Origin of the sequence: Bradyrhizobium sp. BLXBL-01, from assembly GCF_051853025.1 — a bacterium.
Classification (GTDB): Bacteria; Pseudomonadota; Alphaproteobacteria; order Rhizobiales; family Xanthobacteraceae; genus Bradyrhizobium.
In genome coordinates this window covers 4,707,522-4,719,968 of sequence record NZ_CP182471.1, presented here as the reverse complement: position 1 = coordinate 4,719,968, position 12,447 = coordinate 4,707,522, and the positions used below count along the sequence as shown (strand labels likewise).

General features: G+C 64.6%; 16 protein-coding genes and 1 pseudogene. 10 read left to right on the top strand and 7 right to left on the bottom strand.

Annotated elements, in window-relative coordinates:
* Positions 1 to 137: 137 nt before the first annotated feature.
* Positions 138 to 980: a metallophosphoesterase family protein gene (locus ACNJYA_RS22130; protein WP_172786373.1), complete on the bottom strand. Its 843-nt coding sequence runs from the start codon at positions 978 to 980 to the stop codon at positions 138 to 140.
* A gap of 69 nt (positions 981 to 1,049) precedes the next feature.
* Positions 1,050 to 1,664: an acriflavin resistance protein gene (locus tag ACNJYA_RS22125; RefSeq protein WP_439363311.1), complete on the bottom strand. Its 615-nt coding sequence runs from the start codon at positions 1,662 to 1,664 to the stop codon at positions 1,050 to 1,052.
* A gap of 155 nt (positions 1,665 to 1,819) precedes the next feature.
* Here ACNJYA_RS22125 and ACNJYA_RS22120 point away from each other — a divergent pair, with 155 nt between their 5' ends.
* Entirely contained in the window at positions 1,820 to 2,242 is a 423-nt protein-coding gene (locus ACNJYA_RS22120; RefSeq protein ID WP_439363310.1) for an MAPEG family protein, read from the top strand.
* A 35-nt stretch (positions 2,243 to 2,277) separates the two neighbouring features.
* Positions 2,278 to 3,579, top strand: a complete 1,302-nt coding sequence (locus ACNJYA_RS22115; protein ID WP_439363309.1) for an RsmB/NOP family class I SAM-dependent RNA methyltransferase — start codon at positions 2,278 to 2,280, stop codon at positions 3,577 to 3,579.
* Between the two features lie 210 nt (positions 3,580 to 3,789).
* Here ACNJYA_RS22115 and ACNJYA_RS22110 read toward each other — a convergent pair whose 3' ends face one another.
* The 3 genes from ACNJYA_RS22110 to ACNJYA_RS22100 all read right to left on the bottom strand — a co-directional run bounded on the left by ACNJYA_RS22110 (position 3,790) and on the right by ACNJYA_RS22100 (position 5,155).
* Positions 3,790 to 3,999 (bottom strand): cold-shock protein, encoded by a 210-nt coding sequence (locus tag ACNJYA_RS22110; RefSeq protein ID WP_008141931.1) that lies wholly within the window; start codon positions 3,997 to 3,999, stop codon positions 3,790 to 3,792.
* A 265-nt stretch (positions 4,000 to 4,264) separates the two neighbouring features.
* Entirely contained in the window at positions 4,265 to 4,597 is a 333-nt protein-coding gene (locus ACNJYA_RS22105) for a DHCW motif cupin fold protein (protein WP_439400749.1), read from the bottom strand.
* Positions 4,598 to 4,783: 186 nt separating this feature from the next.
* The gene (locus tag ACNJYA_RS22100) at positions 4,784 to 5,155 is read right to left on the bottom strand and encodes a nuclear transport factor 2 family protein (protein ID WP_212257484.1); all 372 of its coding nucleotides are present in this window, start codon (positions 5,153 to 5,155) and stop codon (positions 4,784 to 4,786) included.
* A gap of 146 nt (positions 5,156 to 5,301) precedes the next feature.
* Here ACNJYA_RS22100 and guaA point away from each other — a divergent pair, with 146 nt between their 5' ends.
* The 4 genes from guaA (at position 5,302) to ACNJYA_RS22080 (ending at position 9,229) form a co-directional block, all read left to right on the top strand.
* A complete protein-coding gene (gene guaA / locus ACNJYA_RS22095; protein WP_439400748.1) occupies positions 5,302 to 6,900 on the top strand; it encodes a glutamine-hydrolyzing GMP synthase in 1,599 nt (532 codons plus the stop codon).
* A 304-nt stretch (positions 6,901 to 7,204) separates the two neighbouring features.
* Positions 7,205 to 7,447: a type II toxin-antitoxin system Phd/YefM family antitoxin gene (locus ACNJYA_RS22090; RefSeq protein WP_172786382.1), complete on the top strand. Its 243-nt coding sequence runs from the start codon at positions 7,205 to 7,207 to the stop codon at positions 7,445 to 7,447.
* 3 nt (positions 7,448 to 7,450) lie between these two features.
* Positions 7,451 to 7,888 carry a type II toxin-antitoxin system VapC family toxin gene (locus ACNJYA_RS22085; RefSeq protein ID WP_172786383.1) on the top strand — a complete coding sequence of 146 codons (438 nt, stop codon included), beginning with the start codon at positions 7,451 to 7,453 and terminating at the stop codon, positions 7,886 to 7,888.
* A gap of 90 nt (positions 7,889 to 7,978) precedes the next feature.
* A complete protein-coding gene (locus ACNJYA_RS22080; protein ID WP_439400747.1) occupies positions 7,979 to 9,229 on the top strand; it encodes a serine hydrolase domain-containing protein in 1,251 nt (416 codons plus the stop codon).
* 162 nt (positions 9,230 to 9,391) lie between these two features.
* Here the strand turns inward: ACNJYA_RS22080 and ACNJYA_RS22075 are convergent, their stop codons facing one another.
* Positions 9,392 to 9,742, bottom strand: a complete 351-nt coding sequence (locus tag ACNJYA_RS22075) for a cupin domain-containing protein (protein WP_439400746.1) — start codon at positions 9,740 to 9,742, stop codon at positions 9,392 to 9,394.
* Positions 9,743 to 9,927: 185 nt separating this feature from the next.
* On the opposite strand from ACNJYA_RS22075, the gene ACNJYA_RS22070 reads away from it, so the two are divergent.
* Positions 9,928 to 10,590: an SRPBCC family protein gene (locus ACNJYA_RS22070; RefSeq protein WP_439400745.1), complete on the top strand. Its 663-nt coding sequence runs from the start codon at positions 9,928 to 9,930 to the stop codon at positions 10,588 to 10,590.
* On the top strand, positions 10,590 to 10,952 hold the full coding sequence (locus ACNJYA_RS22065) for an ArsR/SmtB family transcription factor (RefSeq protein WP_172786386.1): 363 nt from the start codon (positions 10,590 to 10,592) through the stop codon (positions 10,950 to 10,952). The genes ACNJYA_RS22070 and ACNJYA_RS22065 overlap by 1 nt, the downstream gene beginning before the upstream one ends.
* Before the next feature lie 121 nt (positions 10,953 to 11,073).
* On the opposite strand, the gene ACNJYA_RS22060 is transcribed toward ACNJYA_RS22065, so the two are convergent.
* On the bottom strand, positions 11,074 to 11,574 hold the full coding sequence (locus tag ACNJYA_RS22060) for a peptide deformylase (protein ID WP_439400744.1): 501 nt from the start codon (positions 11,572 to 11,574) through the stop codon (positions 11,074 to 11,076).
* Positions 11,575 to 11,653: 79 nt separating this feature from the next.
* On the opposite strand from ACNJYA_RS22060, the gene ACNJYA_RS22055 reads away from it, so the two are divergent.
* Together ACNJYA_RS22055 and ACNJYA_RS22050 are read left to right on the top strand one after the other, a co-directional pair.
* Positions 11,654 to 12,238 (top strand): TetR/AcrR family transcriptional regulator, encoded by a 585-nt coding sequence (locus ACNJYA_RS22055; protein ID WP_212257492.1) that lies wholly within the window; start codon positions 11,654 to 11,656, stop codon positions 12,236 to 12,238.
* 34 nt (positions 12,239 to 12,272) lie between these two features.
* Positions 12,273 to 12,443: pseudogene (locus ACNJYA_RS22050) on the top strand (DUF308 domain-containing protein); the annotation flags it as partial.
* Between the last annotated feature and the right edge of the window lie 4 nt (positions 12,444 to 12,447).

Genomic DNA, 12,447 nt, shown 5'->3' with positions numbered 1-12,447 from the left:
TCCCTCAGCGGCCCTCGACCGCTGCCAGGAAACGATACGGCCATATGACAACGTTGTCATTAGAGGATTTTAGCCAATCTGAGGCCAAATTCGATGCAATGAGGTATCAAGGTAAGGTACGCTGCCCCTGGAGTAGGCTAATGCTCGCCGCCCATCTGGATGAGCAGCTCCTCGATGTCGACATCGACCTGGCCGGCGGCCCTAACGTGACGGACCTCCAGACTGTCGGGCTGGAAGCGGTATTCGACGAGGCCGACTTCCTTGATCGCGATCCGGTCCTGGCGCTGATCGTTGATGACGAAACCCGCTGAAGGCGCCCAGACGTGGCGTGTATGGCGAAAGGTGAAGTCGCGGCGCTGGTGCACGTGGCCGCTGGCGACAAGACGCAGGTCGACATTGCCGAACAACTCGATCAGCCGCGCCCGCGCTGGCTGCGGCACGTAGCGGATCGACGTCTCCGGCGTCTCGGCATCGTCGGGCAGGTTGAGAAACAGCGGCTTGTGCAGGAACAGCGCGACCGGCCTGCCGTTCGTGCGCGAGATTTCCTGAGACAGCCAGTCGAACTGCTCGGCCTCGAAGGCGAGGCCCGAATTCATCACCAGCGAATTGAGGCCGATGAAGCGCCAGCCCGCGGCTTCGAACGACCAATGGTCTTCGCCGATGATGTCGCAGAACTGCCGGCGCTGCGTCTCGCTGACCGGCGGCTTCGGCGCCGGCCCGATCGCGGTCGGATTGTCGCCGATGTCGTGATTGCCGGGGAGATAGCGGCAGGTGACGGGCAGCGCGTCGTGCAGGCCTTTGGCGAATTCGACGTCGTCGCGGCTCGTCGGCCCGTCGAACGAGACGTCGCCGGTGTTGACGACGAGATCCGGCCTGCCGGCGTCGATGTGCTCGCTGATGCGATGGAAGTTGGCGATCAGGCCGGGGAAGCGCCGGCCGAGATGGGTGTCGGAAATCTGCGTGAGACGAAATTCGGACATGCGATCATCTTACCGGTCGCCGCGCGTAGGAACGATGACAGGCCGGGCATGGATCGCACCGAACAAAGTTTAAAGCACGCGGTAGCGGATGGTGTAGCCGTCCTGCGGGGCGACGGCACCGGCGAGCGGGGAGGCGATGCGGTCGGCGAGGTGCCAGGGGCCGAACTCGACGGAACGATGCGGCTCGGCCGGCAGGCGGAGGCGGAACTCGAAGATGCCCTTGCCGGACAAGTTCACGACCAGAACACGATCGGCCGTGCGGTGGTTGAGCACCACTGCGCCGCGCAGCACCGCCCGGCCGTCCGCGAGATCGCGCACGCCGTCGACCAGCGCCAGCGTCTGATTGCGATCGGTGTGCAGCTCGATCTGGCTGTCGCTCACCGCCGTCAGCATCTCCCGGGGCATGCGGATCTCGAACTCGACGGCAGGCTTGGAGGGATTGAGGCCGAGATAGGCAAGCGCAGCGTGGCGCATGTCGTAGGCGGCGAAGGCGAACAGGGCGACCGCGGCCAAGGCAGCCAGCCCATGCCGGGCGACGTCGCGCCAGGTCCGATAACTCAGGCGGAAGTAGACCGTCATGGCCAGTGCGACCGCGAGCGCTGCCGCCATCCCTGATAGGGCCGACATCAGGATGCCGAGCTGGCCATCGGCGGATTCGGTGAAGAAGCTGGACAAGGAATTCATGGCGCTATCTCGCCTGGGGGCCCACGGGCCCGAAATCGCTTTAACAATCTGTGGTTGGTCGCAAGAGCGGGAACGCCGGTTCAACTCGCTGATTGTCAGCGTGAGAAGCCGCGGCTAATGACGTCTGCGGCGTTCCGCCTCCCGGGAAAGTTCCGATGTCCGTTCAAATGGTCTTGCTGCCGGTCTTCGTGCAGGTCGCTCTCACCTTCGCGCTGCTGATCGGCATGGTCCTGGCGCGCCGCAAGGCCCTGGTCGCCGGCGAGACCAAGATCCGCGACATTGCCCTGGGCGAGCCGAACTGGCCGAAGGGCGCCACACAAATCGCCAATTGCTACCGCAACCAGTTCGAGCTGCCGGTGCTGTTCTACGTCCTGATCGCGCTTGCATTGCCCTTGCGCCGGGCCGACATCTTCATCGTGCTGCTGTCCTGGGTGTTCGTGGTGACGCGCTTTGCCCATGCCGGCGTGTTCGTCTCCTCCAACGATCTCGGCCGCCGCTCCACGGTCTGGCTCGCCGGCGTGCTGGTGTTGCTCGCGATGTGGATCTACTTCGCGCTGAAGCTCTTGTTGCTGATCTGAGCCTGACGCGCCGGATCCCATCTGAAAGATTTGAAATGACCCCCGCTGCCCGGCTGTCCGCAGCCATCGAAGTCATCGACACCATCGAAAGGGACCGCGTGCCCGCGGCGAAGGCGCTGAAGGAGTGGGGCACCGCGCACCGCTTCGCCGGCTCGGGCGACCGCGCCGCCATCGCCGGCCTCGTCTGGGACGTGCTGCGCCGCTACGCCTCGAGCGCCTGGCTGATGGATTCCGATACCGCGCGGGCCCGGCTGATCGGCATGCTCCGCCTCGAGCGCAACATGGACATGGCAACCATGGGCGCCTTGTTCGACGGCAGCCGCTTTGCGCCGGCGCCGCTGACCGAGGCCGAGCAGGCCGCACTCGCCTCGCGGTCCCTCGCGGACGCACCTGCCGCGATCGCCGGCGACTACCCGGAATGGCTCGACCCGTACCTTGCCAAGGTGTTCGGGGAGACCCGCCCGGCGGAAGCCGCGGCGATGGCGAGCCGGGCGCCGCTGGACTTGCGCGTCAACACGCTAAAATCCAATCGCGACAAGGTGCTGAAGGCGCTTTCTCATCTTCATGCAAAACCAACGCCCTGGTCCGCAACCGGCCTGCGCATCGAGCTTTCCGCCGATGCGCGCAACCCCGGCATCCAGGCGGAAGAGGATTTCATCAAGGGCGCCATTGAAGTGCAGGATGAGGGATCGCAGCTTGCGGCCCAGCTCACCGCGGCAAAACCCGGCGAGCAGGTGATCGATCTCTGCGCCGGCGCCGGCGGCAAGACGCTGGCGCTCGCCGCCCTGATGCAGGGCAAGGGCCGGCTGATCGCGACCGACCGCGACAAGCGCCAGCTCGCCCCGATCCATGAGCGACTGTCACGCGCCGGCGTCCACAATGCCGATGTCCGCACGCCCAAGGGCGAGGCCGATCCGCTTGCCGACATCCGCAGCACCGCCGACCTCGTCGTGATCGACGCGCCCTGCACGGGAACCGGCACCTGGCGCCGCAACCCCGACGCCAAATGGCGCATGCGCCCCGGCGCGCTCGAGATCCGCCTGCGCGACCAGGCCGAGGTGCTGGAGCGTGCGGTTCCGCTGGTCAAGCCGGGTGGCCGCATCGCCTACATCACCTGCTCGGTGCTGGCGGAAGAGAACGGCGAGCAGGTGAGGGCCTTCATCGGCCGTCATGGCGAGTTCACGGTCGTCCCGCCCGAGCAGACCGCGAGCGTGCTCTGGGACAAGGCGGACGCTTTTGGCGAGGCCGCGCTGCAGTCCGCCGAGGGCTGGCTGATGACGCCGCGGCGCACCGGGACGGATGGTTTTTTCGTTTCGGTGCTGAGGAAATCGGGCTGATCTCTCTCCGCCGTCATTCCGGGGCGCCCGCAGGGCGAGCCCGGAATCCATCGGGCGGCAGGGTGTGCGGCACAATGGATTCCGGGCTCTCGCTTCGCGAGCCCCGGAATGACCGGGGCAAGCAAAAGCCCCGCAGACCGAACCCGGTCGCGGGGCTTTCGAGTTCCAACGTTCTGCCGGTACGTCCGCGGTCAGAACGGTGCGCCGGCGTTAGCCGACGCGGAGATTGTCAGCCGACGACTTGCCGCTGCGGCGGTCGGCGACGATGTCGAACGAGACCTTCTGACCCTCGTTGAGGGAGGAGAGGCCGGCGCGCTCGACGGCGCTGATGTGAACGAACACGTCCTTCTGGCCGTCATCCGGCTGGATGAAACCATAACCCTTTTGGGTGTTGAACCACTTCACGGTGCCCATAGCCATGGGAATTTCCTTGTTTAGTTAGAGAGGTACGCACGCAGACCGGTACGCAGCATTGCGCCCATGGTCCCTGATGAGTCGATGTTTGGAGAATTCATCTGAAGCGTGCGCGCCCGTCAGCAACGAAGCGAAGCGGCCCAGTCGTTCGGCCAAGTATCGATGATCACAATATAGCGAGAATTTGGGGCCACTTCAAGGCACCACCCGCGGCTCGGCACCTCGCGTGACTTTGCTATTTTGCGGTGCAAATTAACCACGCGCTCGCGTCTCAGTCGACGATGAAAAGCGTCGCCCCCACGGCCGTCGAGGACCGGTGCGCGGAGTCGCCGAAATCCGACACCTGGTAGCTCATGCCCGTGGTGAGCTTGAATTTGCGCCCGTCGCGCAGCTCGCTATCGAGCTCGCCCTTCAGCACGTAGAGCACGTGGCCGCGATCGCACCAATGATCGGCCAGATAGCCCGGCGAGTACTCCACCATCCGAACCCGGAGATCGCCGATGTTGAGCGTGCGCCACTTGGCCTCTCCGCTCTCGCCGGGATGCGTGGTCGGCTCGACCTTGCTCCAGTCGGTGACGGTGAAGGGGGAGGTGGGAAGTTTCATGGGGAATCCTGTCTCTGAGCCGGCGGGCGCAGTGTTAGCGCACAGGCGTGCCGCAGTCTCCGTCATTGCGAGCGAAGCGAAGCAATCCAGTGATGCATCCGCGGCGGCAGTCTGGATTGCTTCGTCGCACCAGCGCAAAATTGCTTTGCAATTTTGTCGCGGGCTCCTCGCAATGACGGGGGATAGTCAATGCGCCAAATGGTTCGCCGAGCCCTGCACGATCAGCCCCGCCTCATTCACCCGCAGATATTCGCAGATTTTCTTGCCCCGCTCGTTCTCGTAGAACACCACGAGGCTGTCAGGGCTGACGAACAGATCGATCAGCGAGAAATGCAGGTTGGGCACCAGGGGAAGCGCCTTGCCCCAATAGGCGCGAAGGGCATCCTTGCCGCGCACCGTGCCGCTGGGGTCGAACCCCAGCATGGGAATGCGGTCCGAGGTCATCACGGCTGCCTCGTCGTAGAGCATGAGCACGCGCTCGAGATCGCGCGCATTCCAGGCCTCGACCCAGGTCCGGCCGAGCGCGGCAAGCGTTGATGGCTGATGGTGCTGTGACATGGCATTCTCCCTGATCGGCCCCTTTCTGAATGGGGTGCAATAGGTCAATAATACTTACCTATATCCTTTTGTCCATGCCCAAAGAAGCATGTGGGCGCACTGCTGCCGTGGTTGCGGCCCGCGCGCCGCCAGCGTATTGGCTGGCCATGACAGCAGCACAGAACGACCGCTCCGCGTCGACGCCCTCGGTGGCCTCGGCGCACGACAAGATTCTCATCGTCGACTTCGGCAGCCAGGTGACGCAGCTGATCGCGCGTCGCGTGCGCGAGGACGGCGTCTATTGCGAGATCGTCCCGTTCAACAAGGCCGAAGAGGCCTTCGAGGAGATGAAGCCGAAAGCGGTGATCCTCTCCGGCGGCCCCGAGTCGGTGCATGAAGCCGGCTCGCCCCGCGCCCCGCAGCTGATCTTCGCCTCCGGCGTGCCGGTGATGGGCATCTGCTACGGCCAGATGACCATGGCGGCCCAGCTCGGCGGTGAGGTCGAGGGCGGCCATCACCGCGAGTTCGGCCGCGCCGATGTCGAGGTCAAGGCCGACAGCCAGCTGTTCGCGGACGTCTGGTCGTCAGGCAGCAAGAACCAGGTGTGGATGAGCCATGGCGACCGCATCACCAAGATGCCGCCGGGCTTCTCCGTCGCCGGCACCTCGCCGAACGCGCCGTTCGCGATCATCCAGGACGAGAAACGCAAATATTACGGCCTGATGTTCCACCCAGAAGTGGTGCACACGCCCGACGGCGCAAAGCTCATCCGCAACTTCGTGCGCAAGATCGCCGGCCTCACCGGGGACTGGACCATGCGCGCCTTCCGCGAGGAGGAGATCGCAAAAATCCGCGCGCAGGTCGGCAAGGGCAGGGTGATCTGCGGCCTCTCCGGCGGCGTCGATTCGGCCGTGGCGGCCGTGCTGATCCACGAAGCCATCGGCGACCAGCTCACCTGCGTCTTCGTCGATCACGGATTGATGCGCCTCAACGAGGCCGAGCAGGTCGTCGACCTGTTCCGCCACCACTACAACATCCCGCTCGTGCACGTGGATGCCTCCAAGCAATTCCTCGGCGAGCTCAAAGGCGTCACCGACCCCGAAACCAAGCGCAAGACCATCGGCCGCCTCTTCATCGAGGTGTTTGAAGCTGAAGCCAAGAAGATCGGCGGCGCCGACTTCCTCGCGCAGGGCACGCTCTATCCTGACGTGATCGAGAGCGTCTCCTTCACCGGCGGCCCCTCGGTGACGATCAAGTCGCACCACAATGTCGGCGGCCTGCCCGAGCGCATGAACATGAAGCTCGTCGAGCCCTTGCGCGAGCTGTTCAAGGACGAGGTGCGCAAGCTCGGCCGTGAGCTCGGCCTGCCCGAAATCTTCGTCGGCCGCCACCCGTTCCCGGGCCCGGGCCTCGCCATCCGCTGCCCCGGCGAGATCACCAAGGACAAGCTCGACATCCTGCGGAAGGCGGACGCGGTCTACATCGACCAGATCCGCAAGCACGGCCTCTACGACGAGATCTGGCAGGCCTTCGCCGTGCTGCTCCCGGTGAAGACGGTCGGCGTCATGGGCGACGGCCGCACGTATGACTATGTGGTTGGCCTCCGCGCCGTCACCTCAACCGACGGCATGACCGCGGACTTCTACCAATTCGACATGAAGTTCTTGGGCGAGACCGCCACGCGCATCATCAACGAGGTGAAGGGCGTGAACCGGGTGGTGTACGACGTGACGAGCAAGCCGCCGGGGACGATTGAGTGGGAGTAGGGTGTCGCTTATCTGAGACATTGACTAGCCTTGCGCGTCGAGGGCGACTTCTATTAAAGCGCAGTTGGTAGGATGGGTAGAGCGCAGCGAAACCCATCGCGTTTGCAAAACGAACTTGATGGGTATCGCTTCGCTCCACCCCTCCTACGATCTACTTGTTTAATATCTTCGCTTCGTCAGGGATCGTTCACTGAGGCAACGAAGCGGGCGCCGGGCTGGAAAGCACTCTGAGGCGGGTACGGCCAAGCCGTCTTGAAAATCGGGCAGTTTACCTATATGACTACTGTAGTCATATAGGTGTCCCATGCGCGAAATTCAGCTTCGTGATGCGAAGGCCAACCTGTCCGCAGTCGTCGATGAGGCGGTCGACGGCAAGCCTGCGGTGATCACGCGTCACGGCAAGAAGCAGGCAGTGGTCTTGGGCTACGAGGAGTGGCAACGGCTGTCGAAGGTCCCAAGCTTCGGGCGGCTCCTGATGGCGGCCCCCACGAGTGCGGGCGATTTGCCGGCCCGGAATCGATCTAAGCTGCGCAAGACCGATTTTTGAGACGTGTACCTCGTTGACACAAACATTATATCTGCGGTGTCGCCGAACCGGCCAGTACCTGCGGCGCTGGTCGAATGGATGGATGCGCAATCCGGCATCCTCTATTTGTCGGTGGTGACGATTGCAGAAGTCGAGGATGGAATAGCAAAGCTGCGGCGCGAAAAGGCTACACGCAAGAGTAAGGACTTGGCGCAATGGCTTGACGCCGTGCTGCACCTCTACGGCGATCGTATCCTGCCGTTCGACATGCCGACCGCGCGGCTCGCGGGGCAGCTGTCGGATCGGGCTCGCGGGCTGGGGCATGCGCCTGGATTTGCCGACATCATCATTGCTGCGACGGCGCGCCAGCACGCGCTGATGATCCTGTCCCGCAACGTCAGGCATTTCGAGCCACTCGGCGTGCCCGTACTCGACCCCTTCACTAAATTGCCGCTCTCCTGATTGTTGCGCAGGTGATGCGCGCTTGCGTCGGGTGTGCGCTGTGGTGGTCCATGATACGACATCTGCATCACCTTTCCGGAGCCAAGCTTGATGTCGATTGCGCCCGCCGCCACTCAGCCTGCCACCACCACCGACCCCGAGCCCCTCGGCTGGATGCGCGGCTTCCCGCCTTCGCCCGACCGCACCATCGCCTTCCATGACGGCTCGTTCCGTAGCTTCCCAGAACTGCGCTGGGCCTGGAGCAACATCCGCCAGCTGGTGCCGACGGTGAATGTCTGGCGCGGGGCAGGGCCTAAATCGGTGCTGCCGCGCGCGGATCACGACATCGGCCCGGTCGCCTCGACCACGATGGACGGGCGGCCCATGACGTTCGACAAGATGCTGGAGGAGACCTACACCGACGGCATCGCGGTGCTGCATCGGGGCAGGCTGATCTATGAGCGCTATTTCGGCGCGTTGAAGCCGCACAAGCCGCATATCGCGATGTCAGTGACGAAGTCGTTCACCGGCGTGCTCGCAGGGATTCTGGCCGCCGAGGGCAGGATCGATCCGCAGGCGCCGGTGACGGACTATGTGCCGGAGCTGAAGCCAAGCGCGTTCGGCGATGCGCGCGTGCGCGAGGTCATGGATATGACCACGGGGCTGCTCTACACCGAGGTCTATACCGACAAGAATTCGGACGTGTGGGGCCTGCGGCGCGCCAACGGCATGGCGCCGATCCCTCAGGGCTATGACGGCCCGACCACCATCTTCGATTTCCTCGTCGCGCAGAAGAAGCAGGGCGAGCACGGCAAGGCCTTTGCCTACAAGACCGTCAACACCGACGTGCTCGCGTGGATCATCAGGCGCGCCAGCGGCATGACGCTGTCCGATCTCTTGTCCGAGCGGATCTGGCAGCCGATGGGTGCGGAGGAGGACGCGCATTATCACGTCGACCGCATCGGCACCGAAAGCGGCGGCGGCGGCCTCTCCACGACGTTGCGCGATCTCGCCCGCTTCGGCGAGACCATGCGCAATCACGGCCGCTTCAACGGCCGCCAGATCGTGCCGTCGTCCGTGGTCGAGGACATCGCGCGCGGCGGCGATCCCGAAAAATTCAAGCCCGCCGGCTACACCACGCTGCCGGGCGCGTCCTACCGCAATCAATGGTGGGTCACGCACAATGAGCACGGCGCCTACATGGCGCGCGGCGTCCACGGCCAGGGTATCTACATCGATCCCAAGGCCGAGATGGTGATCGCCCGCTACGCCTCGCACCCGATGGCGGGCAACGCCGCCAACGATCCCGTGACGCTGCCGGCGTACAAGGCGCTGGCCAAGGCGCTGATGGTCGGTGCGTAGGGTGGATTAGCCTGCGGCTGCGCAAAGCGCAGTCCGCTGGCGTAATCCACCATCTCTCGCCGCGCCGTGTTGCCAGATGGCGGATTACGCCTTCGGCTAATCCGCCCTACGAGCTGGCGAAGGCGCTGATGGCGGGCGGGTAGGGCATCGCGAGCTCGCGCCTCACTCGCGCGCCTCCTGCCAATGCGGATAGGTGACATAGGCGGTGAGGGCGCCTTGCTCGTGCGAGCGGATCGTGACCGTCTCGCCCTTCGGCATGTAGACGATCTCGCCGGGACCGGCGGTGACGGTGCTGCCGTCGCTGGTGACCGAGAGCTTTCCTTCCAGGACGAGCATGACGTCGTCGACTGCAAGCGTCTCGTTCAGGCTCTGGTTCGGCGCGTAGCGGCCGAAGCCGATGGTGATCGGTCCGCCGTGACGCTGGTCGATCACATTGCCGGCGAAGATATCGCCGTCCTGTCCCGGCGAGCGTTCGAGCGAAGCATCGGCGATGGCGAATTTGCGAACTTTCATGAGTTCCTTCCGTTTGGGCGGGGCTTGGTGGGAACAGGGCACCGATAGACGCCTGGGCAGGTGTTTGGTTCGCGTCGGCGCGCGAGGCGGTTTGACGCAGCAGCGTCGCTGAATATAAGGATTGACTTATATTAGTGGTGGTCGATATTCATGACCTCACACGAAAGCGACAGGGAGAAGCGCCAATGGAATTCGACGTCGCCAGGGTCCTCGGGCTCGTCACACGTTCGGTGAGGAATTTCGCCAAGGATGGGAAACCGGCGAGCGTCGTGACCCTCACGCGGCTCTACGACACCGGCGTCGACGATCTCTGGGACGCCGTGACCAGCAGGGAGCGGATCCCGCGCTGGTTTGCGCCGGTCGAGGGCGACCTCCGGCTCGGGGGACGCTACCAGGTCAAGGGCAATGCGGGCGGCACCATCACGGCCTGTACGCCGCCGACCCATTTCGCCGCAACCTGGGAATTCGGCGGCTCGATGAGCTGGATCGACGTCAGCCTGACAGCCGAGCGAAGCCAGGCGCGCTTGACGCTTGAGCACACAGCGATCATCGAGGATCATTGGAATCAGTTCGGCCCGGGTGCGGTCGGTATCGGTTGGGACCTCGCGCTTGCGGGACTGGAGCGACATCTTGCGACCGGGGCATCGGTCGATCATGAGACGGCGGAGGCCTGGATGGTCTCGCCCGAGGGCAAGGACTTCATGACGACGAGCGGCGAACATTGGCGTGCGGCGCATGTCGCAAGCGGGGTCGATCCAGCCACGGCGAAGGAGCGCTCGGACCGAACCATCGCGTTCTACCGCGGCGAGATGCCGCCCGACATCGTTCATCCCGGCACCGGAAGCTGATGCACGCCTTCGAAGTCCTCGCCGATCCCGTGCGCCGCCGCATCCTCGAGCTGCTGGCGCCCGGTGAGTTGGCATCCGGCGAGGTCGTCGAAATCATCGGGGCCGAGTTCGGCATCACCCAGGCGGCCGTCTCGCAGCACCTCAAGGTGCTGCGCGAGAGCGGCTTTGCGAGCGTCCGGGCCGAGGCGCAAAGGCGGCTCTATTCGGTCGACGCGGCCGGGCTGCAAGCGGTCGATGCCTGGGTCGGCCAGTTCAGGAATTTCTGGGAGCCGAAGCTGGACGCGCTGGCAACCGAGATCGCGCGCGGCAAACGCGAACGCCGCAACGCGCCGATCACCAAGCGCGGCGGGAAGAGGGCGTGAGGAGAGAGAACGCGTAGGGTGGATTAGCAGACCGCTGCGCAGAGCGCGGCGGGCGGCGTAATCCACCATCTCCCTCGTTGCGTCATGTTCAGATTGGTGGATTACGCTTCGCTAATCCACCCTACGAATTCCGCGCCATCTTCTCGAACCGCTTGACCAGCCGCTCCCGCTTCAGCCGCGACAATCGCTGGATCCAGAACACGCCGTCGAGCTGGTCGATCTCGTGCTGGTGGCACACCGCGCGCAAGCCATCCGATTCCTCGGTGTGCATGTTGCCGTCGAGATCAGAATAGCTGATCCGGACCCGCGCATGGCGCTGCACCTCGTCGTTGACCCCTGGCATCGAGACGCTGCCTTCGCGATGCATGATCATCTCGGACGAGGCCCATGTGATCTCCGGATTGACGTAGGTCTGCGGGCCGTCCTTCGCGTCGAGCTCCAGCACCACGACGCGCAGGGGCACGCCGATATGCGGCGCAGTGATGCCGATGCCGGGCGCGGCGCGCATCGTGTCGAGCAGATCCTGCGCGAGCTCGCGCAAGGCATCGTCGAACACAGTGACGGGGCGGGCCGGCAGCGCAAGCCGGCGGTCGGGATAGCGCACGATCGGGCGAATGGTCATGCAGGCTCCTACCACTCGCTCACGGATCATTGAAGCATGTCTGCTTGACTGTCTACCTACTGGAAGGTAGCTAAGCGCCATGAGCACCGTTTCCTCGACTGCCGACGACATTCTTGCCTGCGCCCGCACGCTGATCATCGCCGGCGGCTACAACGGCTTCAGTTACGCCGACATCGCCGATGTCGTCGGCATCCGCAAGCCGAGCATCCACCACCATTTCGCCAGCAAGGTCGACCTGGTCCGCACCCTCGTGGCGCGCTATCGCGAGGAGGCCCAGGCGGGACTGTCGGCGCTCGAACGCAATGTCGCCGACCCCCCCGAGCAGCTCAAAAGCTACGTCGCCTATTGGGAGGCGTGCATCAAGGACGCGACGGCTCCGTTCTGCGTCTGCGCGCTCCTTGCCAGCGAACTTCCGATCCTGCCCGAGGAGGTGGCGCTCGAAGTCCGCGCGCATTTCCGCACCCTCTCGTCCTGGCTGGCTGCGGTGATGGAGCGCGGCAAGCGGCAAGGCCGGCTCCATCTCTCCGGCACGGCGCGGGTCGAGGCGGAGGGATTCATGGCAACCGTTCACGGCGCGATGCTGTCGGCGCGGGCCTATGGCGATCCAAAAATCTTCGCGACCATCACCCGGCCGCTGCTGGAGCGGCTTTCCACCAGGCACTGACGTGATCGGCACAGGCCGGGGCGGTTCGAACCCTTCTGGCGGCCAGTCGGCCCTGGCGGGCGGTTTCTTCATCTTCCAGGCCACAATGCCGGCGGTGCCGTCGATTGCGAATGTCGCAGGCTATGCTGCGGTCGGCGCGATCTATTTCCTGGTCTCGGCGGTCTGGCTCACCGTCGGCAGCTGGCGCCGCAGTGCGGCCGTGTGAGCTG